At 73.4% G+C, this 18810-nt stretch carries 20 protein-coding genes; 13 read left to right on the top strand and 7 right to left on the bottom strand.

Translation table 11 applies throughout. The features are described from left to right. Positions 1-34 precede the first annotated feature (34 nt). The gene (locus ABZT87_RS14135; protein ID WP_354857475.1) at positions 35-946 is read right to left on the bottom strand and encodes an A/G-specific adenine glycosylase; all 912 of its coding nucleotides are present in this window, start codon (positions 944-946) and stop codon (positions 35-37) included. A 96-nt stretch (positions 947-1042) separates the two neighbouring features. On the opposite strand from ABZT87_RS14135, the gene ABZT87_RS14130 reads away from it, so the two are divergent. The 3 genes from ABZT87_RS14130 to ABZT87_RS14120 all read left to right on the top strand — a co-directional run bounded on the left by ABZT87_RS14130 (position 1043) and on the right by ABZT87_RS14120 (position 3010). Then, positions 1043-1555: an ACT domain-containing protein gene (locus tag ABZT87_RS14130; RefSeq protein ID WP_355135757.1), complete on the top strand. Its 513-nt coding sequence runs from the start codon at positions 1043-1045 to the stop codon at positions 1553-1555. Further along, positions 1552-2148 (top strand): peptide deformylase, encoded by a 597-nt coding sequence (locus ABZT87_RS14125; protein WP_355135755.1) that lies wholly within the window; start codon positions 1552-1554, stop codon positions 2146-2148. Before ABZT87_RS14130 ends, ABZT87_RS14125 begins: the two co-directional genes overlap by 4 nt. Positions 2149-2266: 118 nt before the next feature. After that, positions 2267-3010, top strand: a complete 744-nt coding sequence (locus ABZT87_RS14120; RefSeq protein WP_355135753.1) for a hypothetical protein — start codon at positions 2267-2269, stop codon at positions 3008-3010. 6 nt (positions 3011-3016) lie between these two features. On the opposite strand, the gene disA is transcribed toward ABZT87_RS14120, so the two are convergent. From disA to ABZT87_RS14100, 4 genes are all read right to left on the bottom strand, one after another. Then, on the bottom strand, positions 3017-4198 hold the full coding sequence (gene disA / locus ABZT87_RS14115; protein ID WP_354857469.1) for a DNA integrity scanning diadenylate cyclase DisA: 1182 nt from the start codon (positions 4196-4198) through the stop codon (positions 3017-3019). 131 nt (positions 4199-4329) lie between these two features. Then, positions 4330-5787, bottom strand: a complete 1458-nt coding sequence (radA, locus tag ABZT87_RS14110) for a DNA repair protein RadA (RefSeq protein WP_354857467.1) — start codon at positions 5785-5787, stop codon at positions 4330-4332. A gap of 85 nt (positions 5788-5872) precedes the next feature. Further along, positions 5873-6631, bottom strand: a complete 759-nt coding sequence (locus ABZT87_RS14105; RefSeq protein WP_355135751.1) for a hypothetical protein — start codon at positions 6629-6631, stop codon at positions 5873-5875. Positions 6632-6770: 139 nt separating this feature from the next. Continuing rightward, entirely contained in the window at positions 6771-7610 is an 840-nt protein-coding gene (locus tag ABZT87_RS14100; RefSeq protein ID WP_355135749.1) for a UbiA family prenyltransferase, read from the bottom strand. A 46-nt stretch (positions 7611-7656) separates the two neighbouring features. Between ABZT87_RS14100 and ABZT87_RS14095 the strand changes: the two genes are divergently transcribed. From ABZT87_RS14095 to ABZT87_RS14080, 4 genes are all read left to right on the top strand, one after another. Beyond that, positions 7657-8430 (top strand): methyltransferase domain-containing protein, encoded by a 774-nt coding sequence (locus ABZT87_RS14095; RefSeq protein ID WP_355135747.1) that lies wholly within the window; start codon positions 7657-7659, stop codon positions 8428-8430. A 41-nt stretch (positions 8431-8471) separates the two neighbouring features. Further along, a complete protein-coding gene (locus ABZT87_RS14090; RefSeq protein WP_355135745.1) occupies positions 8472-9638 on the top strand; it encodes an acyl-CoA dehydrogenase family protein in 1167 nt (388 codons plus the stop codon). 85 nt (positions 9639-9723) lie between these two features. After that, the gene (locus ABZT87_RS14085) at positions 9724-10782 is read left to right on the top strand and encodes a type III polyketide synthase (protein ID WP_355135743.1); all 1059 of its coding nucleotides are present in this window, start codon (positions 9724-9726) and stop codon (positions 10780-10782) included. Positions 10783-10814: 32 nt separating this feature from the next. Continuing rightward, on the top strand, positions 10815-11447 hold the full coding sequence (locus ABZT87_RS14080) for a hypothetical protein (RefSeq protein ID WP_355135741.1): 633 nt from the start codon (positions 10815-10817) through the stop codon (positions 11445-11447). A 9-nt stretch (positions 11448-11456) separates the two neighbouring features. Here the strand turns inward: ABZT87_RS14080 and ABZT87_RS14075 are convergent, their stop codons facing one another. Then, a complete protein-coding gene (locus ABZT87_RS14075) occupies positions 11457-12134 on the bottom strand; it encodes a hypothetical protein (RefSeq protein WP_355135739.1) in 678 nt (225 codons plus the stop codon). A 327-nt stretch (positions 12135-12461) separates the two neighbouring features. On the opposite strand from ABZT87_RS14075, the gene ABZT87_RS14070 reads away from it, so the two are divergent. From ABZT87_RS14070 to ABZT87_RS14055, 4 genes are read left to right on the top strand one after another with little or no spacing between them, the layout of a single operon-like run. Further along, positions 12462-12947 carry a CarD family transcriptional regulator gene (locus tag ABZT87_RS14070; protein ID WP_088950500.1) on the top strand — a complete coding sequence of 162 codons (486 nt, stop codon included), beginning with the start codon at positions 12462-12464 and terminating at the stop codon, positions 12945-12947. A 56-nt stretch (positions 12948-13003) separates the two neighbouring features. Further along, complete coding sequence (gene ispD / locus ABZT87_RS14065) at positions 13004-13699, top strand: 2-C-methyl-D-erythritol 4-phosphate cytidylyltransferase (RefSeq protein WP_355135737.1); 696 nt, start codon at positions 13004-13006, stop codon at positions 13697-13699. A 16-nt stretch (positions 13700-13715) separates the two neighbouring features. Then, entirely contained in the window at positions 13716-14198 is a 483-nt protein-coding gene (gene ispF, locus ABZT87_RS14060) for a 2-C-methyl-D-erythritol 2,4-cyclodiphosphate synthase (RefSeq protein WP_355135735.1), read from the top strand. A gap of 10 nt (positions 14199-14208) precedes the next feature. Next, entirely contained in the window at positions 14209-15237 is a 1029-nt protein-coding gene (locus tag ABZT87_RS14055) for a tetratricopeptide repeat protein (protein ID WP_355135733.1), read from the top strand. 29 nt (positions 15238-15266) lie between these two features. Here the strand turns inward: ABZT87_RS14055 and ABZT87_RS14050 are convergent, their stop codons facing one another. Next, positions 15267-16433 (bottom strand): cupin domain-containing protein, encoded by a 1167-nt coding sequence (locus tag ABZT87_RS14050; protein WP_355135731.1) that lies wholly within the window; start codon positions 16431-16433, stop codon positions 15267-15269. Between the two features lie 94 nt (positions 16434-16527). Between ABZT87_RS14050 and ABZT87_RS14045 the strand changes: the two genes are divergently transcribed. Next, positions 16528-17415 (top strand): hypothetical protein, encoded by an 888-nt coding sequence (locus tag ABZT87_RS14045; RefSeq protein ID WP_355135729.1) that lies wholly within the window; start codon positions 16528-16530, stop codon positions 17413-17415. Next, the gene (gene fahA / locus ABZT87_RS14040) at positions 17393-18589 is read left to right on the top strand and encodes a fumarylacetoacetase (RefSeq protein ID WP_355135727.1); all 1197 of its coding nucleotides are present in this window, start codon (positions 17393-17395) and stop codon (positions 18587-18589) included. The genes ABZT87_RS14045 and fahA overlap by 23 nt, the downstream gene beginning before the upstream one ends. The last annotated feature ends 221 nt before the right edge of the window (positions 18590-18810 follow it).

Genomic DNA, 18810 nt, shown 5'->3' with positions numbered 1-18810 from the left:
ACCCCTGCGAACCGGCGGCCGGTTCGCAGGGGTGTCAGGCGTTCAGGTCGGCGGTTGGTGCGGACGGGCCGTCACCGGCGAGCCGGAACGAGTCGGTGCCGACCGGTTCCACCAGCCCGTCCTGTACGAGGCCGGCCAACGCCCGGGCGCGCTGCACGTCGTCGGTCCAGACCTGGTCGAGGCGCTGGTGCGGGACCGGCCCGGTGGTCTCCCGGAGCACCCCGAGCAGCAGTCCGCGTACCTGCCGGTCGGTGCCCGCGTACCGCTGGGGACGGCGGGTCGGGCCGGTTGCCGGCTCCTGCCCGGAGGCCCGCCAGGCGCAGACCGACTCGACCGGGCAGGCCGTGCAGCGTGGTGACCGGGCCGTGCAGAGCACCGCGCCCAGCTCCATGAACGCGGCGCTGGCCAGTGCCGCGGCGGCGGGCTCGGCCGGCAGCAGCTCCTCGGTGGCGACCAGGTCGGCGGGTCGGGTGACCGGTCCGGCGTCCGGTTCACCGGCCACGGCGCGACAGACCACCCGCCGTACGTTGGTGTCGACCACCGGATGCCGCTGCCCGTACGCGAAGGCGGCCACCGCACGCGCCGTGTAGGTGCCCACGCCGGGCAGCGCCAGCAACTGCTCCAGCCGGTCCGGCACCTGACCGCCGTGCCGGTCCACGATCGCGACCGCGCACTCCCGCAGTCGGACCGCCCGGCGGGGATAGCCGAGGCGCCCCCACATCCGGATCGCCTCGGCCGGGGTGTCGGCCGCCAGCGCGGCCGGGTCGGGCCAGCGGGCCAGCCAGGCGTGCCAGGCCGGCACCACCCGGACGACCGGGGTCTGCTGGAGCATGACCTCGCTGACCAGGATGGCCCACGGGCTGACCCCGGGTTCCCGCCACGGCAGGTCACGGGCGTGCTGCTGGAACCACCGGCTGACCAGGGTGGCGAAATCGGGTTGAGTCATGGCGACGTCGATGATGTCACGCGGTCCGGTCCCGCTGGATGGGCGGCTCGGGCGGGGTGTCGCGGTGGCGGTGGGCGGATCGGGCAGAATGCGCGGATGAACGAGCTCGCGATCACCGTCATCGGTCGGGACCGGCCGGGCATCGTGGCCGACGTCGCCGAGGTGCTGGCCCGACTGGGCGCGAACCTCACCGACAGCACGATGACCCGGCTGCGGGGGCATTTTGCGATGACCCTCATCTGCACCGGCCCGGACGCCGCCGGGGTGGAGGCGGCGTTGGCGCCGCTGGCCGCCGCTGGTCAACTGCTGGCGACCGTACGCGCGGTCACGCCCGACGGTGAGGTGGCCCCGGCCGGCGAGCCGTACGTGCTGGCGGTGCACGGGTCGGACCGGATGGGCATCGTCGCGGCGATGACCCGGGTGCTGGTGGACGCTGGCGGAAACGTGACGGACCTGAGCACCCGGTTGGCGGGTTCGCTCTATGTGGTGTTGGCCGAGGTCGAGTTGCCGGCGGGGGTCGCCGAGGCGGTGACCGCACGGCTGCACCGGACGGCCGCCGAGTTGGGGGTCGAGGTCACCCTCCGGCCGGCAGACCCGGATCTGCTGTGAGTGACGGGCGGGGCGGGGCGGACGCCGGCCGGGACGTCGAGGCGTACGCCGGTCTGGGGGACTGGACGCCGGAGTCGCTGGCCGTGGTGGGCGAGGTGCGGGCCGTCGTCTCGGCCCCGCATCCGGTGTTGAGCCGGGCCGGGGACGATGTCGATCCGACGGCCGAGGAGACGGTCCGGCTGGCCGCCGACCTGGTCGCCACGATGCGGGTCTCGCCGGGCTGCGTGGGGTTGGCGGCGCCGCAGGTCGGTGTGGCTGCCCGGGTCTTCGCCGTCGACGTGACCGGGCATCCGAAGGCGGTCACCGTGCACGGCACCTTCGTGCTCTGCAACGCCCGGGTGGTCGAGGCGACCCGCTGGAAGCCGGGTCGGGAGGGCTGCATGTCGGTGCCGGACCTGACCGGGGATGTGAAGCGGGCCAGTCGGCTGGTGGTGGAGGGTGACCTGCCGGGCACCGGCGCGGCGGTCCGCTTGGTGACGGACGGCTTTGAGGCGCGGGCGTTGCAGCACGAGATCGACCACTGCGCGGGGCTGCTCTTCCTGGATCGGGTGGCCGGCGCGCACGCCGTCTACCAGCGCAAGGTCTACCTCTGAGCGGATGGCGGAAGGTCGGCGCGTCCGTCCTCAGTGGAGTTTCGCCGCGCTGCGCCGGTGGCGTTCCGGCGCGTCGTGACGTGCGGGTGGGCGCCGCGCGGCTACGGTGGGGGGCATCATGCGTCTGACGGTCGGCCCCCTGCCACCCGCCGTGTACTGGCGGCGTCGCGCCGTCGTACTCGGAGCGGGGCTTCTCTTCCTGATTGTCCTGCTCTACTCCTGCACCGGCTCGGGCCGCTCCGGCGCTCGACCGAATGCGGGGGCGAGCCCGACGTCGACTCCGACGTCCACGGCGAGTCCCGGGCCGGGTGGTCCGGTGTTGAGCCCGCAGACCGGGGTGCCGTCGGCGTCCGGGTCCGCCGATCCGAATGCGGACCGGTCGGCCGGTCCGAACGCCACGGACCCGAGCCCCGAGACCACCAGCAACGACCCGTCGCTGGGCTCGGCCGGGTCGGTCGACGACGGCACCTGCACCGACGCGGAGATCAGCGTGACCTCGGTGGCGCGGCCCACCTCGGTACAGCGCGGCGCGGTGGTCGACCTGCAACTGAAGATCAAGAACACCTCGGAGCGGACGTGCAGCCGCAACGTCGGCGCCGACCTGCAGGAGATCTTCATCAAGGCCGGTGCCGAGAAGGTGTGGTCCTCGGACACCTGCGGCAAGGTCCAGGGCTCGGATGTGCAGTCCTTCACGCCCGGGTTCGAGCGCTCCTACCAGGTGGGCTGGAACGGGCGGGACACCACCCGCTGCGATGGCGCCGGGCTGGCCGCCGGCCCCTTCCCGCCGGCCGGGACGTATCAGGTGTTCGCGCGGGTCGGCACCAAGTACAGCGCACCCGTGAAGATCACCATCACCGGCTGAGCCGGGTCAGACGTACCGCTCCAGGATGGACGCCTCGGCGAGCCGGGACAGGCCCTCCCGGACGCCCCGGGCCCGGGCGTCGCCCACGCCCTCGACGGCCTGCAGGTCCTCCACCGTCGCGCCCAGCAGCCGCTGGAGGCTGCCGAAGTGCAGCACCAGGCGGTCGACCACGGCCACCGGCAGGCGCGGCACCTTGGCCAGCAGTCGGAAGCCACGCGGGCTGACGGCGGCGTCCAGCGCGTCCGATGCGGCCGGGTAGCCGATGGCCTTGGCGACCGACACCAGGTCGATCAGCTCGGTGGCGCCGAGCAGGTCCAGCTCGACCAGCGCCTCGTCCAGCGTGCGGGACTTGCGGCCGACCGGGAGGTAGTCCCGGATGACCAGGGTGCGGTCGGCGTCGACGCCGGCCATCAGCTCGTCGAGCTGGAGGGCGAGCAGTCGCCCGTCGGTGCCCAGTTCGACGACGTAACCGGCGATCTCGTCGGCGATCCGGCGGACCATCTCCAGCCGCTGCACCACGGCCACCGCGTCCCGTACGGTGACCAGATCCTCGATCTCGAGCGCGGAGAGCGTGCCGGAAACCTCGTCCAGCCGCAGCTTGTACCGCTCCAGGGTGGCCAGCGCCTGGTTGGCCCGGGACAGGATCGCCGCCGAGTCGTCCAGCACGTGCCGCTGGCCGTTGACGTAGAGGCTGATGATCCGCATCGACTGGCTGACCGAGATCACCGGGTAACCGGTCTGCCGGGCGACCCGCTCGGCGGTGCGGTGCCGGGTGCCCGACTCCTCCGTCGGGATGGACGGGTCGGGCATCAGGTGCACGGCCGCCCGGACGATGCGGGTGCCGTCGCTGGAGAGCACCACGGCCCCGTCCATCTTGCACAGCTCCCGGACCCGGGTCGCGGAGAACTCGACGTCCAGCGGGAAGCCGCCGGTGCAGAGACCCTCGACGACCTTGTCGTAGCCGAGCACGATGAGCGCGCCGGTGCGCCCCCGCAGGATGCGCTCCAACCCGTCCCGCAGCGCGGTGCCGGGTGCCATCAGGGCGAGGTTCGCCCGCAGCGGATCGCCGGCGCTCCCGGCAGCGGTGGTCACGCTCACGCTGATCGGGCGGGCTGGCGAGCCCACGGCGCCGGTGCGGGCCTGGGGCGGCGCGCCGGCAGGCTTGGTGGTATCGCGGTCGATCGGCACGGGCACAGTCTACGGACTGCCGTGCGGTGGGTGCTGTCGTGGTTACTGTGATGTGTCACGATGCCGCCCTTCCAACCGTTTCCACTTGCGCCGATGCTGTCCGGTATCGCCGCCCGCGTCGGCACGCTGGGTCACTCGGCGGACGCGCGGGCCGCATGGTGCAGCGCCGAGCGGACGTCAGTGACCTCGGTCACCCGCATCCCGTCGGGCCCGGCGCCAGTGCTGGCCGGGCCACAGCCCGGCGGGACCAGCGCCACCTTGAACCCCAGGCGGGCCGCCTCGGCCAGCCGGCGCGGCACCGCTCCGACCCGGCGCACCTCGCCGGTCAACCCCACCTCACCGATCGCCACGAGGTGCGGCGCGATCGCCAGGTTGAGCCCGCCGGAGGCGACCGCCAGCGCCACGGCCAGGTCGGCCGCCGGCTCCACCACCCGGATGCCGCCGACGGTGGCCGCGAAGACCTCGCGATCGTGCAGGGTCAACCGCTCGGTGCGCCGTTGCAGGACCGCGAGCACCATCGCCAGGCGCGCGGAGTCGAGGCCGGAGACCGTACGGCGGGGTGAGCCGGCCACCGTCGCGCCGATCAGGGCCTGCACCTCGGTGACGAGGGCCCGCCGTCCCTCCATGGCCACGGTCACGCAGGTGCCGGGCACGGGTTCCGAGTAGCGGGTGAGGAACAGCCCGGACGGATCGGCCAGGCTGCTGATGCCGCCCTCGTGCATCTCGAAGCAGCCGACCTCGTCGGCCGCGCCGAACCGGTTCTTGACGCCGCGCACCAGCCGCAGCGAGGAGTGCTTGTCGCCCTCGAAGTGCAGCACCACGTCGACCAGGTGCTCCAGCACCCGGGGCCCGGCCACCTGGCCGTCCTTGGTGACGTGGCCGACCAGCACGGTGGCGATGCCCCGCTCCTTGGCGACCGAGACCAGCGCGGCGGTGACCGCGCGTACCTGCGTCACGCCACCGGGCACGCCCTCGGTGCCGGTGGTCGAGATGGTCTGCACCGAGTCGAGCACCAGCAGGCCGGGCTTGACCGCGTCGAGGTGCCCGAGCACCGAGGCCAGGTCGCTCTCGGCCGCCAGGTAGAGCTGGTCGTGCAGGGTGCCCATCCGCTCGGCACGCAGCCGGACCTGGCTGACCGACTCTTCCCCGCTGACCACCAGGGAAGGGCTGCCGGCGCCCACCGCCCACTGCTGCGCCACATCGAGCAGCAGGGTCGACTTGCCCACGCCGGGCTCGCCGGCGAGCAGCACCACCGCCCCGGGCACCAGCCCACCGCCGAGCACCCGGTCGAGCTCACTCACGCCGGTGGGCCGGGCGCGGGCCGGAGCGGCGCTGATGGTGGCGATCGGCCGGGCCGGCTCGGCCGGCAGCCGTGAGCTCACCACCCGACCGGAGACGGTCGGGCCGGTCACCGTGGACTCGACCACCGAGCCCCACTCGCCGCACTCCGGGCAGCGACCCACCCACTTGGGCGGCTGGTGCCCGCAGGCGTCACACTCGTACGCCGGACGCGGCTCGCGGGTGGCGGACCGGCCGCGGGCGGCACCGGCCGTGCCGGCACGGCCAGAGGTCGATCGGGAGGTGGTCACATCAGGACGCTAGCCCTCTCGTACGACGAAAACACCCCGGCGTGGTGGTTCCCACGCCGGGGTGTTCGTCGATGTCGGGGTCGGGTCAGCCGTGGGTGGCGCCGCCCTCGTCGCCCTCGTAGCCGCCCTCACGCTCGATGATCGGCGAGGGGGGCGCGGCCGGGGTGAGCGGGACGGCGATCGGTGCCTGGCCGGTGACCGTGTTGCCGTTGCCGAAGTCGAAGGTCACGACGACGTTCTGGCCGGAGCGCAGCGCCTCGGTCAGGCCGATCAGCCGCAGCTGCGTGGTGGCCTCCGAGTTGAGCTGGAGGTAGCTCAGCGGAGCCAGCTCGATCCGGGCGGGCTGGCCCGGCGCGGCCGCGCTCGCCGAACCCGACGCGCGCGCCGACTCCGGGGCGGACGGCGTCGCCGACGACGAACCGGTCTCGGACGGGGTCGCCGACGGGCTGGCCGAGCGGGACTCGGGCGCCGACGGGGTGGCGGACGCCGACTCGGAGGCCGACGGCGTCGGGCTCGCCGAGCCACCCGAGATCAACACCTCGCGCGCGCTCTGGGTGGTGACGGTGACCGTCACGGTGCTCTTCGAGTCGTTGTAGATCACGGCGTTGAGCGGGGCGTCCTGGCCGGCCCGGTAACCCTCGGTGCCCGGGTAGGTGACCAGCAGACCACGCACCGAGTAGGCGCCGTTGGGGGTCGTGAGGTTGACGCCCTGGACCGACGGCTCCTTCAAAGCCGTCTCGGCGACCTGACCGGCGCCGCATCCGGACGCGAGCAGGCTGGTAGCCGCCGCCATCCCGGACAGCAGCAGGGCCGCCCGCCGGGATCCCCTGATCGAGCGCGTCACGTCGGTCCTCCTCGTTACGATCCCCACCCGGCCGTACGCCGGGCACGGTGGCCATACCCGCGCAGACCGCGCTCCAGGGTAGTTGGAGCTGATCGAGGCCCGCACGGGGACCCGGCAATGCCACCGTCCCGGGTGCCCCTCACATCACCCGACCGCTCGCCACCAGCAGAACGACGTCGATGAGGGCCACCAGCATGACCGCCCGGAAGGCGGACACCGGCCGCCGGCCGGCCCGGGCCGCCGAGCGCCCGGCGTACCAGCTCAGTGGCGGCACGACGGCGGCCGTGCCGACCGCCGCCAGCCCGAGGGCCGACGGCGGCCCGGGCGGCCCCAGGACCAGGATGGCGGTCGCGGCGAGGAGCAGCCCCGCCGCGGCCGCCCGGCTGCCCGCCGCGCCGAGGCGGTGCGGCAGGCCGCGTACCCCCGTCCGGGCGTCGTCGGCCAGGTCGGGCAGCACGTTGGCGAAGTGCGCGCCGGCCCCCAGGCAGGCCGCCGCCGCCAGCAGCCAGGCCGGCGGGGTCGGCTCGCCGGGCAGCGCCAGCACCACGAAGGCGGGCAGCGCGCCGAAGGACACCGCGTACGGCAGCACCGAGAGGACGGTGGCCTTGAGCGGCCAGTCGTAGAGCAGCGCGGAGACCAGGGCGACCGTGAGCCAGAGCGCCGCCGGAGGGTTCGTGGTCAGCGCCAGCAGCGGGCAGGCCAACGCGGCCGCCGCCGCGGCCCAGGCCGTGACGCGCCGGCCCACCGCGCCGGCGGCGACCGGCTTGTCGGTACGCCCCACAGTGGCGTCCCGCTCGGCGTCCAACGCATCGTTGGTCCAGCCGACGGCGAGCTGGCTGGCGAGTACGGCGAGCACCACCGAGACGATTCCCGACGCCCGGTGCCCCACCCCCCAGGCCAGCAGACCGGACACCGTGGTCACTGCGGCGGCCGGTTCCGGATGGCTCGCTCTGACCAGCCCTAACACCCTGGACGACATAAGGGAAGTCTGGTCGTTACCGAGCAGTCGTGCCACGCTCGGTGCCATGCGAGACGTGGCTGCGGCCGCGGCGTCCACCGGTCCCCGGGTGCTGCCGCGCAACGACCCGCGCCAGTACGACGACCTGGCCGGCGAGTGGTGGCGGCCCGATGGCGCGTTCGCGATGCTGCACTGGCTGGCCGAGGCCCGCGCGGCGCTCGTGCCGCCGGCGACCCGCCCGGATGCGGTCCTGGTCGATCTGGGCTGCGGCGCCGGACTGCTCGCGCCGCACCTCGCCGGTAAGGGATACCGGCACGTCGGTGTCGACCTGACCCGCTCGGCGCTGGCCCAGGCCGCCGGGCACGGGGTGCGCGTGGTCCAGGGTGACGTCACCGCGGTGCCGCTGCCGGACGGGTGTGCCGACGTCGTCTCGGCCGGTGAGCTGCTGGAACATGTGCCGGATTGGCCGCGCGCGGTGGCGGAGGCGTGCCGGCTGCTGCGTCCGGGCGGCCTGCTGGTGCTGGACACGCTCAACGACACGGCGCTGGCCCGGCTGGTCGCGGTACGGATCGCCGAGCGGCTGCCGACGGTGCCGCGTGGCATCCACGATCCACGGTTGTTCGTGGACGCTCGCGCACTGGTGGCCGAGTGTGCCCGGCACGGTGTCGAGCTGCGCCTGCGCGGCATCCGTCCGCAGGTCGGCGGTCTGGTCGCCTGGCTGGTGCGCCGGGCGCGCGCGACGCGGACGCCGGGCGCGACGTCGACGGGCCGTGCCCCGCGCATCGTGCCGACCCGGTCCACCGCCGTGCTGTACCAGGGCCAGGGGGTCCGCAGAGGATAGTCGGCTCGTGGCGGGGTATGGGACGCCGAGAAGGGAGCGATATGACGGTGCATGCGCTTGAGGCGGCCCGCCGGTTGGCGCCGCGGTTCGCCGCGCGGGCGGCGGAGCACGACCGGGACGGCTCCTTTCCGGTCGACGACTTCCGTGACCTGCGGGAGGCCGGCCTGTTCGGGCTGATGGTGCCCCGCGCGCTGGGTGGCCTGGGCGCCAGCTTCGCCGAGTACGCCGCGGTGGCCACCGAACTTGCTCGGGGCAACGGCGCGACCGCGCTGGTGTTCAACATGCACGCCTCGGTGACCGGCGCGCTGGGCGCGGTCACCGAGGAGTTGGCCGAGGCCCTGGGTGTGCCGGACGAGGCACTGGCCGCCCGGGACCGCCTGCTCACCGCCGCCGCGCAGGGCTCCTGGTACGCCGTCGCGATGAGCGAGCGCGGCGCCGGTGCCCGACTCTCCCAGTTGAGCACGGTCTACGAGCCGACCGACGAGGGGTGGCACCTCAAGGGCAGCAAGACCTTCTGCTCCGGGGCGGGGCACGCCGACGGCTACCTGGTGGCCGCGCGCAGCTCCGCCGACCAGTCGGTGGTGTCGCAGTTCCTGGTGCCGGCCGGTGACGGTCTGAGCGTCGAGCCGACCTGGGACGCCCTCGGCATGCGCGCCACCTCGTCGCACGACCTGCACCTGGACGTCACCGTCCCGGCCGACCGGCTGCTCGGCGGGGTGGAGGGGCTGGCGCTGGTGGTCGCCCAGCTGATGCCGCACTGGCTGGTGGCCAGTTACGCGGCCGTCTACGTGGGGGTGGCCCGGGCGGCGATCGACGCGGCGGCCGAGCATCTCAACGCCCGCAACCTGGCCGGCCTGCCGGCGGTGCGGGCGCGGCTGGGCCGGGCGGACGCGGCGACCGCGGCGGCCGAGCTGGTGGTGGCCGAGGCGGCCCGCCGGGTCGACGACGCCCCGGGGGACGCGGAGACCAACCGCTGGGTGTGGCGGGCGAAGCTGCTGGCCGGCACCACGGCCGCCGAGGTGGCGGCGTCGATGCTGGAGGCGGCGGGGACGTCGGCGACCCGGCGCGGTCATCCGTTGGAGCGGCTCTACCGGGACGCCCGCTGCGGCTCACTGCACCCGGCCACCTCGGACGTCTGCGCCGACTGGCTGGGGATCGCCGCTCTGGGCGGGGACCCGGACCGCGACGGATCGGCACCGCGTTGGTGAGCCCGCGCGGCGGCACACGTACGGGGGAGGGGCCGGCCGAGGTGGCTGGTGGGACGGCCAGGGGGAGGACAGCGTCTGACGAGAGGTGGGGATCGTGTCCGTACCAGTGATCGCGGGGCTCGGGACAGCGCAGCCGCCGTCCGCTTCGCAGGACGAGTTGTGGGAGGGCTTCTTCTCCCGGCACTTCTCCGGCACCACCCGGTCGTTGGCTCAGCGGATCTTCGCGAACTCGGGGGTGACCCGCCGCCAGGCCGCGGTCAACCCGCTGATCGAGGACGTCTCGGACTGGCCGACCGAGCGCCGGATGCGTCGCTACCAGGTGGAGGCGCTGCCGCTCGGCAAGGAGGCGGTGGGGCGTGCGCTGACGGCGGCCGGTCTGGACGCCAGCGACATCGGGCTGTTCATCGTCTGCTCCTGCACCGGGTACGCCACCCCGGGGCTGGACATCCTGCTCGCCCGCGACCTGGGCATGGCACCGGACACGCAGCGGATGTTCGTCGGCCACATGGGCTGCTACGCGGCGCTTCCGGGGTTGGGGGCGGCGAGTGACTTCGTGACCGCCCGGGGCCGGCCGGCGCTGCTGCTCTGCGCGGAGCTGACCAGCCTGCACATCCAGCCGTCCACCGCCCGGGTGGACACCCAGCAGATCGTGTCGCACGCGCTCTTCTCGGACGCCGCGGTCGCCGCCGTGGTGGTGCCCGACGGCCGGGGGTACGCGTTGCGCGAGGTCACGTCGGTCACCGACACCTCGACCGCCGACCACATGACCTGGGACGTCACCGACGCGGGGTTCCGGATGGGGCTGTCGCCGAAGGTGCCGCAGGTCCTCTCCCGGCACGTTCGCGGGTTGGTGGACGACCTGTTGGCCCGGCACGGCGGCGTCAGCTCCGACGTGGACGGCTGGGCGGTGCATCCGGGTGGGCCGCGCATTCTCAACGTGGTCGAGCGGGAGTTGGCCCTGCCGCCGGAGGCGTTGGCCGCGTCCCGGGCGACGCTCGACGAGCACGGCAACTGCTCGTCGCCGACCGTCCTGTTGATCCTGGACGGGTTGAGTCGTTCGACGCCGGCGCCCCGACGGGTCGTCATGCTGGCGTTCGGTCCGGGCCTCACCCTGTACGCCGCCCTGCTCGATCGACAGGACTGAGCGCCTCTCGACCCGACCGGTACGCTCACCACATGGATGCGGCGGACGACCGGCTGCGGTCGGCGGTGCTGGCCGGGGTGACCCTGGCCGCGCTGGCGGTCGGCGGTTGGTGGTGGCGTGCCGCCGCGCCAACCCCGGCGGCCGGGCCGGTGGGCGTACCGAGCGCCGAGCCGAGCGTCAGCACCGAGCTGGAGCGTGTCCTGGCCCGTGGCGTGCCCGAGGGACGGGTGACGCTGCGGGTGGATCCCGAGACGGGCGAGGCCGTCCGGGTGGAGGGCCGCCCCCCGCTGGTCGACCCGGAGACGGGCACGGTCGTCGACCTCGGCGACGATCAGGGCGTGCTCTCTCCTGGGAGTGACCTGCCCTCGTTCCGGGCCACGATCTGGCGGGAGCAGCGGGAGTTGACCCCCGGCCAGGGGCTGACGCGTCAGTCGTCCGGCGACGGCTCCCGCTATCTGCTGCAGTACCGGTGCACCCGGCCGGGCACGCTGGCGGTGACGAGCACCGGGGCCGAGCTCGCCGGCCCGCCGCGCATCGATTGCGACGGCACGCTCGCCTCCGCTGAGGTGGTGCCCACCGACGGGCCGTTCCGGGTGTCCCTGTCGGCCGTCGGTGACAAGCCCATTGACGTCCAGGCGCAGCTCGTCGCGCTGCCCCCGTCGTAGGACGACCGCTCAGCCGGCCAGGGCGCTCAGGTCGTCCTGGTACGCCTCGACCGATCCCGGGTCCGGTAGTACCCGGGTCACCACGCCGGTGCGGTCGACAAGCAGCGCGTTCGCGGCGCCGGGCCCGAGAAACGAGCGCAGCCCACCAGCGGGATCGGCCAGTGCCCGAACGCCGTTGACCGGCGGTGCGGTCGCGACAGACCGTCCTTCGGTCACGGTGACGACGGTGACGCCGGCGGGCGCCGCCGCCACGGCCTCCGTGACGACGTCCGGGCAGCCGCAGTCGTCCACGAGGATGATCATGGCGGGCAGCAGGCCGCGCAGCGGCACCGGCGCCTGCCCGGCATCGACCAGGTCCAGCGCGGGCAGCGCCTGACCGGCGAGCGCCACGGGTGGCGTGGAGGGCGCCGGGGTGGGTCGGTCGGTGCCCCGGCCGGCGCGGGGCCAGGTCACGGCGACCAGGCCGGTCAGGGTGGTGAGCACCGCCACCAACAGGACCAGCAGCGGCAGGGTGAGGGCGCGGTGCCCGGTGTGGTGGCCGGCCGCCCGGCGCAGCTCGCGGCGCACCTCGGCGGCCTCACTCGCCAGGGTCGAGGCGTCGTCGGGGACGACGATGCGGCCCCACTCGGGTGGCAGGTCGGGCAGGCCGTCGGGCGGCCCGTGGCCCTCTGCGTCCGGCTTGCCCATCGGACCCCCAGGAAGCGTCTCGAGAGCGGCGTGTGACTCGGACTCCAGCGTCCCGCACCGGGGGCAGCTCCCGCTACACCTGGGCGCGTTTCCGCTGGGCGGGATACCATGGGGGAGCGCATAGCCCTTGATCTCGACGTTCTGTTCACCCGCATCGGGAAGTAATCCGTGCGTTACGGAGCGTGTTCAAACCATCGGTTTGACCGCCTGTCAAGCTGAAGAAAGACCTCTCACAGGGCCCCTGAGCTGCGCCAACGGTCAGGACATCGGTGAGACATCGTTGCCTGAGCGTGTTACCCTAGACACAGCGAAAGGGGTTTCGAACCTATGGTTTTCAGTGTCGGCGAGACCGTTGTTTACCCCCACCACGGGGCCGCACTCATCGAGGCAATCGAGACTCGGATCATCAAGGGCGAGCCTAAGAAATACCTCGTCCTGAGGGTTGCGCAGGGTGACCTGACGGTCCGGGTGCCCGCCGAGAACGCCGAGATCGTGGGCGTCCGTGAGGTGGTCGGCGAAGAGGGCCTCGGTAAGGTCTTCGACGTTCTCCGGGCTCCGCACACCGAGGAGCCGACCAACTGGTCGCGGCGTTACAAGGCCAACCTGGAAAAGCTGGCCTCCGGCAACCCGCTGAAGGTCGCCGAGGTCGTGCGTGACCTGTGGCGCCGGGAGCGGGAGCGGGGCCTCTCCGCAGGCGAGAAGCGGATGCTGGCCAAGGCCCGCGACATTCTCGTCGGCGAGGTCGCGCTGGCTGAGAAGAGCACCAAGGACGAGGCGGAGACGCTGCTCGACAAGGTCCTCACCGAGGCCTAGTCCGCACAGCATCGTCGTACCCACTTCGTAGCGAAGAAACCACCGAGGACCGCGACGTGACCGCGCAGCTCAACCCGCGCGGTGACGTCGCGGTCCTCGTGCCTGCGGCGGGTGCCGGCGTACGGCTCGGTCCCGGCCGACCCAAGGCGCTGCGCCTGCTCGCTGGCGAGCCGCTGCTGGTGCACGCCGTACGCCGGCTCGCCGCCGCCGCGTCGGTGCACACGATCGTGGTGGCCGCGCCCGCGGCCGAGGTGGCGGGCGTCCGTGAGCTGCTGGCTCCGGTGGCGCCGGTGATCGTGGTGCCCGGTGGCGCCGAGCGGCAGGCTTCGGTCGCCGCCGCGCTGGCAGCGGTGCCGGCCGGCCCGACGATCATCCTGGTGCACGATGCCGCCCGTGCGTTGACCCCGCCCGAATTGGTCGAATCGGTCGCCGCCGCGGTCCGGGGTGGCCGGGCCGCGGTGATTCCCGTCCTGCCGGTCGTCGACACGATCAAGGAAGTCGGCGCCGACGAGGTGGTGCTGGGCACCGTCGACCGAGCTGCCCTCCGGGCGGTGCAGACCCCGCAGGGCTTCCGCCGGTCCGTCCTGACCGCCGCGCACGCCGCGGCCGGCGATCCGCTCACCGACGACGCCGGCCTGGTCGAGAAGCAGGGCATCGCCGTGAGCTGCGTGCCCGGCTCGGAGTACGCCCTGAAGATCACCCGTCCGTTCGACCTGGCGTTGGCGGAGCACCTGCTCGCCGCCGACGGCTGACGCGTAACCTCTGTTCATGATCGTTCCTCGGGTCGCCATCGGCACCGATGTGCACGCGTTCGAGCCGGGCCGACCCTGCTGGGTCGCCGGGCTGCTCTGGCCCGACCAGGACGGTCTCGCCGGGCACTCGGACGCCGACGTCGCCGCCCACGCCGCCTGCAACGCGCTGCTCTCCGCCGCCGGCCTCGGTGATCTCGGCGCCGCCTTCGGGGTGGACCAGCCGGAGTGGTCCGGGGCGTCCGGCGTGGCGCTGCTGGCCGAGACGGCCCGCCGGGTGCGGGCGGCCGGCCTGGAGATCGGCAACGTCTCCGTGCAGATCGTCGGCAACCGTCCCAAGATCGGCCGCCGTCGGGACGAGGCCCAGCAGGTGCTCTCCGAAGCCGTCGGCGCCCCGGTCACCGTCTCCGCCGCGACCACCGACGGGCTCGGTTTCACCGGCCGGGAGGAAGGTCTGGCGGGCATCGCGGTGGCCCTGGTGTACGACGCGCCGGCCGCCTAGGCTCGCCGCGATGTCCACCGAACCCGCTCCCGACCAGTTCGCCGGCGACGGCTATCTCGAACGCGCCCAGCTCCTCGCCGAGCTGGGACGCCACGACGAGGCGGCCGGTGAGCTGACCGAAGGGCTCGCGCTGAAGCCCGCGGATTCGCAAGCCCTCACCATGCTGGCCCGGGTGCATCTCGTCGCCGACCGGCCGGTCGACGCGCTCGCCGCCGCCGACGCGGCCGTGGCCGCCGCGCCGGAGGCACTGCCGGCGCTCGTCGTCCGGGCCATGGCACTGGTCGACCTGGGGCGCTACGCCGATGCGGCGACCACCGCCGACCGGCTGCTGGCGCTCGGGCCGACCGACGCGTACGCCCAGCGCAGCGCGGCGGCGATCCTGGCCGACTCGCGCAACGGGCAGCCGGCGCTGAACGCGGCCTGGCGTGGGGTTGAGCTGGCCCCGCAGGAGGCGCAGGCGCACCTGGTGCTCAGCCTGGTCGCGGCCCGACTGGAGCTGTTCGACCTGGCCGAGCGGGCCTACCGGGAGGCGCTACGGCTCGATCCGCGCCTCACCGAGGTCGGGCACGACGTCGGTGTCCTGCACCTGGAGCAGCGCCGCTGGTCCGAGGCGTTGGAGCACGTGGCGGAAGCGGTGGCGATCGGCTCGAGCCGGATCGACTCCCCGCGGACCCTCGCGTACGGCCTGCACCGCCTGGTGCTCTATGGCGCGGGCTGGTCACTGGTCGCCGCGGTGGTGGTGGCGTTCGCGGCCTCGACGAGCGACGGGTTCTCCCGTGTCCTGGCGGTGCTCGCGGCCCTTACCGGCGGCGTCGTGGTCTGGCAGCTCGCGGCGCGGCTGCCGGGGCTCACCCGGACCGTCCTGCCCGCCATGCTGCACGCGGACCGCACGATGGCCCTGGCGATCTACGCGGTGGCCGCCGCGCCGGCGCTGCTGCTCGTGTACGCGGTGGTCGGCTCGCCGTGGCCGCTGGTGCTGGCGATCGTCGCCACCGCGATAGCCGAGTTCGCCATCTTCACCAGAACAGCTTTCCGCTGACCCAACCTCCGGCAACACCACAACAGCGACTAGACAGAACGCGCCCAAGTCCAGGCGTACCCCTCGTCCTCGCAGGCGCGCGCCCCGTCGCACAGGTCGAGGGGCCGGAAGGTGTCCACCATGACGGCCAACTCGTCGAAGTAGTCCGCGCCGATGGAGCGTTCGGCGGCGCCCGGCTGGGGGCCGTGGGTGAAGCCGGACGGGTGCAGTGAGATGGAGCCCTGCTCGATGCCGGAGCCGCGTCGGGCCTCGTAGTTCCCGCCGGTGTAGAAGAGCATCTCGTCGGAGTCGACGTTGTGGTGGTTGTACGGCACCGGGATCGAGTCCGGGTGGTAGTCGACCTTGCGGGGCACGAACGAGCAGATGACGAAGTTGGGGCCCTGGAAGGTCTGGTGCACGGGCGGGGGCTGGTGGATGCGGCCGGTGATCGGCTCGAAGTCGTGGATGGAGAACGCCCACGGGTAGAGGTGCCCGTCCCAGCCGACCACGTCGAACGGGTGGTTGGCGTACACGTAGCGGGTCCAGCCACGACGGTGGCGGACCAGCACCTCGACCTCCTCGCCGTCGACGAGCAGCGGGGCGTCCGGGCCGCGGACGTCGCGCTCGCAGTACGGCGAGTGCTCCAGGAACTGGCCGCGGACGGAGAGGTAGCGCTTGGGCGGGCCGATGTGCCCGGCCGCCTCGACGGTGAGCAGCCGCACGGGCTGGTCGCCGGTGGCCACCAGCCGGTGGATGGTCGAGGTGGGGATGATGACGTAGTCGCCGGCGACCGCGTCCAGCGCCCCGAAGGGCGACTCGACCCGCAGGGTGCCCGCCTCGACGTAGAGGCAGTGGTCACCGGTGGCGTCGCGGAACAGCGGGGAGGGCCGGTCGGCGAGGACGTACCCGATGCGGACGTCGTCGTTGGCGAGCAGGTACTGCCGGCCGAGGATCGGGTCGGCACCGCCCGCGTCGAGCTTGTGGGTGCGCAGGTGGCGCGGCTTGAGCGGCAGGTTCGGCGCCCGGGTGAACGTCGGCGGGGTGAACTCGTCGGCGGCCAGGATCGCCGTGGGGGCGTGCCGGTGGTAGAGCAGCGACGAGTCGGAGGAGAAGCCCTCCTGACCCATCAGCTCCTCGGCGTAGAGGCTGCCGTCGGGCTGGCGGAACTGGGTGTGGCGCTTGCGCGGCACCTCGCCGACGCTGCGGTAGTACGGCATCTCGCCTCCCGATATATCCCGTTCACCGGCCGAAGGCGTCCGATAATCGGACGCTGTTGTCCGTTCCTTGTAGCGTCCCGTACATTCTTGTTCCGTGTCAACGCAGGTGCCCGCGCTCCTCGACGGCCTGGTGGACGACGCCGCCGTCTTCCCTCCGGGCAGCGCCGCGCTGCCCGACGCCCTGACCGCCCACCGCCGGCACCGCGCCGCCTGGTACGCCGACCTGGTGGGCCCGCTGCTCGTTCCCGCCTCGACCGTCGCGGCCGGCGAGCTGAACGGTCTCGTCGACCCGGCCGAGGGCCTGGTGATCGGGCTGATCGGTGACACCGGGATCGGTCCTCTGCCCTTCGCGCTGTCGTTCCTGGCACCCGACGGCGTGACCGCACGCCAGGTCGAGGTGGCCGTCGCCAAGCGGGGCGAGAACCCGCTGCCCGGCATCGCCGAGCTGCTGCGGCTGACCGAGGACCTGCCGGACGTCGAGGCCGTGTACGCCGAGCTTCCGTTGACCTTCGGGCTGATGGGCGCGCTGGACGCGATCGCCGCCTCCCGCGCCGACGGTGTCCCGATCGCCGCGAAGTTCCGCACCGGCGGGTTGGCCGCCGAGCTGTTCCCCACCCCGGCCGAGCTGGCCGCCGTGATCTGCGCGTGCCGGGACCGGGACCTGCCGTTCAAGCTCACCGCCGGGCTGCACCAGGCCGTGCGTCACCTCGACCCGGAGACCGGGTTCACCCACCACGGGTACGCCAACGTGCTGGCCGCGACGCTCGCCGCCGCCGACGGCGCGAGCGCGCGGGTGGTCGCCGAGCTGCTGACCGCGCTCGACCCGCGCCCGCTGCTCGAACGCGCCAACGAACGGCTGGACGCGCCGCGCCCACTCTGGGTCGGCTTCGGCTCGTGCAGCATCCTGGAACCACTTACCGATCTGATCCGGCTGGGGCTGGTGAACGGGGGCACGACGCATGACCTGGGTGACCGGCGTTGACGGTTCGCCGTACGGGGTGACGAACCTGCCGTACGGGGTGTTCTCCTCGGGTGGGGGCCGGCCACGGATCGGCGTACGGATCGGGTCGTGGGTGTTCGACCTGGCCGGTGCCGAGACCGCCGAGCTGGTGCTGGCCGCTGGCGCGCTGTGCCGGCCGACCCTCAACGACTTCATGGCGCTGGGCCGTCCGCAGTGGACGGCGGTGCGTCAGCGGATCGTCGAGCTGCTGACCGACCCGACGCACCGGCCGGCGGTCGAACCGCTGCTGGTGCCCCTGGCCGACGTGGAGCTGCTGCTTCCGTTCGAGGTGGCCGACTACGTCGACTTCTACTCCTCGGAGCACCACGCCTCGAACGTCGGGCAGATCTTCCGCCCCGGTCAGCCGCCGCTGCTGCCCAACTGGAAGCACCTGCCGATCGGCTACCACGGACGGGCCGGCACCGTCGTCGTCTCCGGCACGCCGGTGACCCGGCCCACCGGCCAGCGGGCGTCCGCCGAGGGTCCGGTCACCGGCCCGTCGGTACGCCTCGACATCGAGGCCGAGGTCGGCTTCGTGGTCGGTGTGCCCAGCCCGCTGGGCGCCCGGGTGTCCGTCGACGACTTCGCCGACCACGTCTTCGGAGTGGTGCTGGTCAACGACTGGTCGGCCCGCGACATCCAGGCGTGGGAGTACCAGCCGCTCGGCCCGTTCCTCGGCAAGTCCTTCGCCACCTCGGTCTCGGCCTGGGTGACGCCGTTGGACGCGCTGGCCGACGCCTTCGTGCCGGCTCCGGAGCAGGACCCGCCGGTCGTCGACTACCTGCGCGACGTGCCGCACCTGGGGCTCGACCTGCGGCTGGCGGTCGAGTGGAACGGCGAACGGGTCAGCGAACCGCCGTTCGCCAGCATGTACTGGACCCCGGCCCAGCAGTTGGCGCACCTCACCGTCAACGGCGCGTCCCTGCGGACCGGCGACCTGTACGCCTCGGGCACCGTCTCCGGCCCGGACCGTTCCCAGGTCGGCTCCTTCCTGGAGCTGACGTGGGGCGGGGCCGAGCCCGCGAAGGTCGGCACCGAGAGTCGTACCTTCCTCGCCGACGGCGACACCGTCACCATCACCGCCACCGCGCCCGGCCCGGACGGCACCACCATCGCCCTCGGCGAGGTCACCGGAACGATCCGCCCGGCCCGCTGAGCCGGCCCGTCCCGCGTGCCCACGCCCGGCCCGCCTGCCACCTGGCTCGACTTCGGCTTCCTTTGCTCTGCTTCACCCCACGCAACACCTGGGGCGGCTCGCTGTTGCGTCCGTTGAAGCAGAGCAAAGGGTCCGCTGGTTCACCTCGGCCCGCTTCGGAGCCGTCTGAGCGCCTGCCCGTCGGGCCATCATCGATGAGACTCGTGATCGCACCGTCTGTG

The organism is Micromonospora sp. NPDC005237, from assembly GCF_040607775.1.
Lineage (GTDB): Bacteria > Actinomycetota > Actinomycetes > Mycobacteriales > Micromonosporaceae > Micromonospora.
Note: the sequence above shows the minus strand (reverse complement) of the source record. Positions and strands in the feature narration are given on the sequence as shown.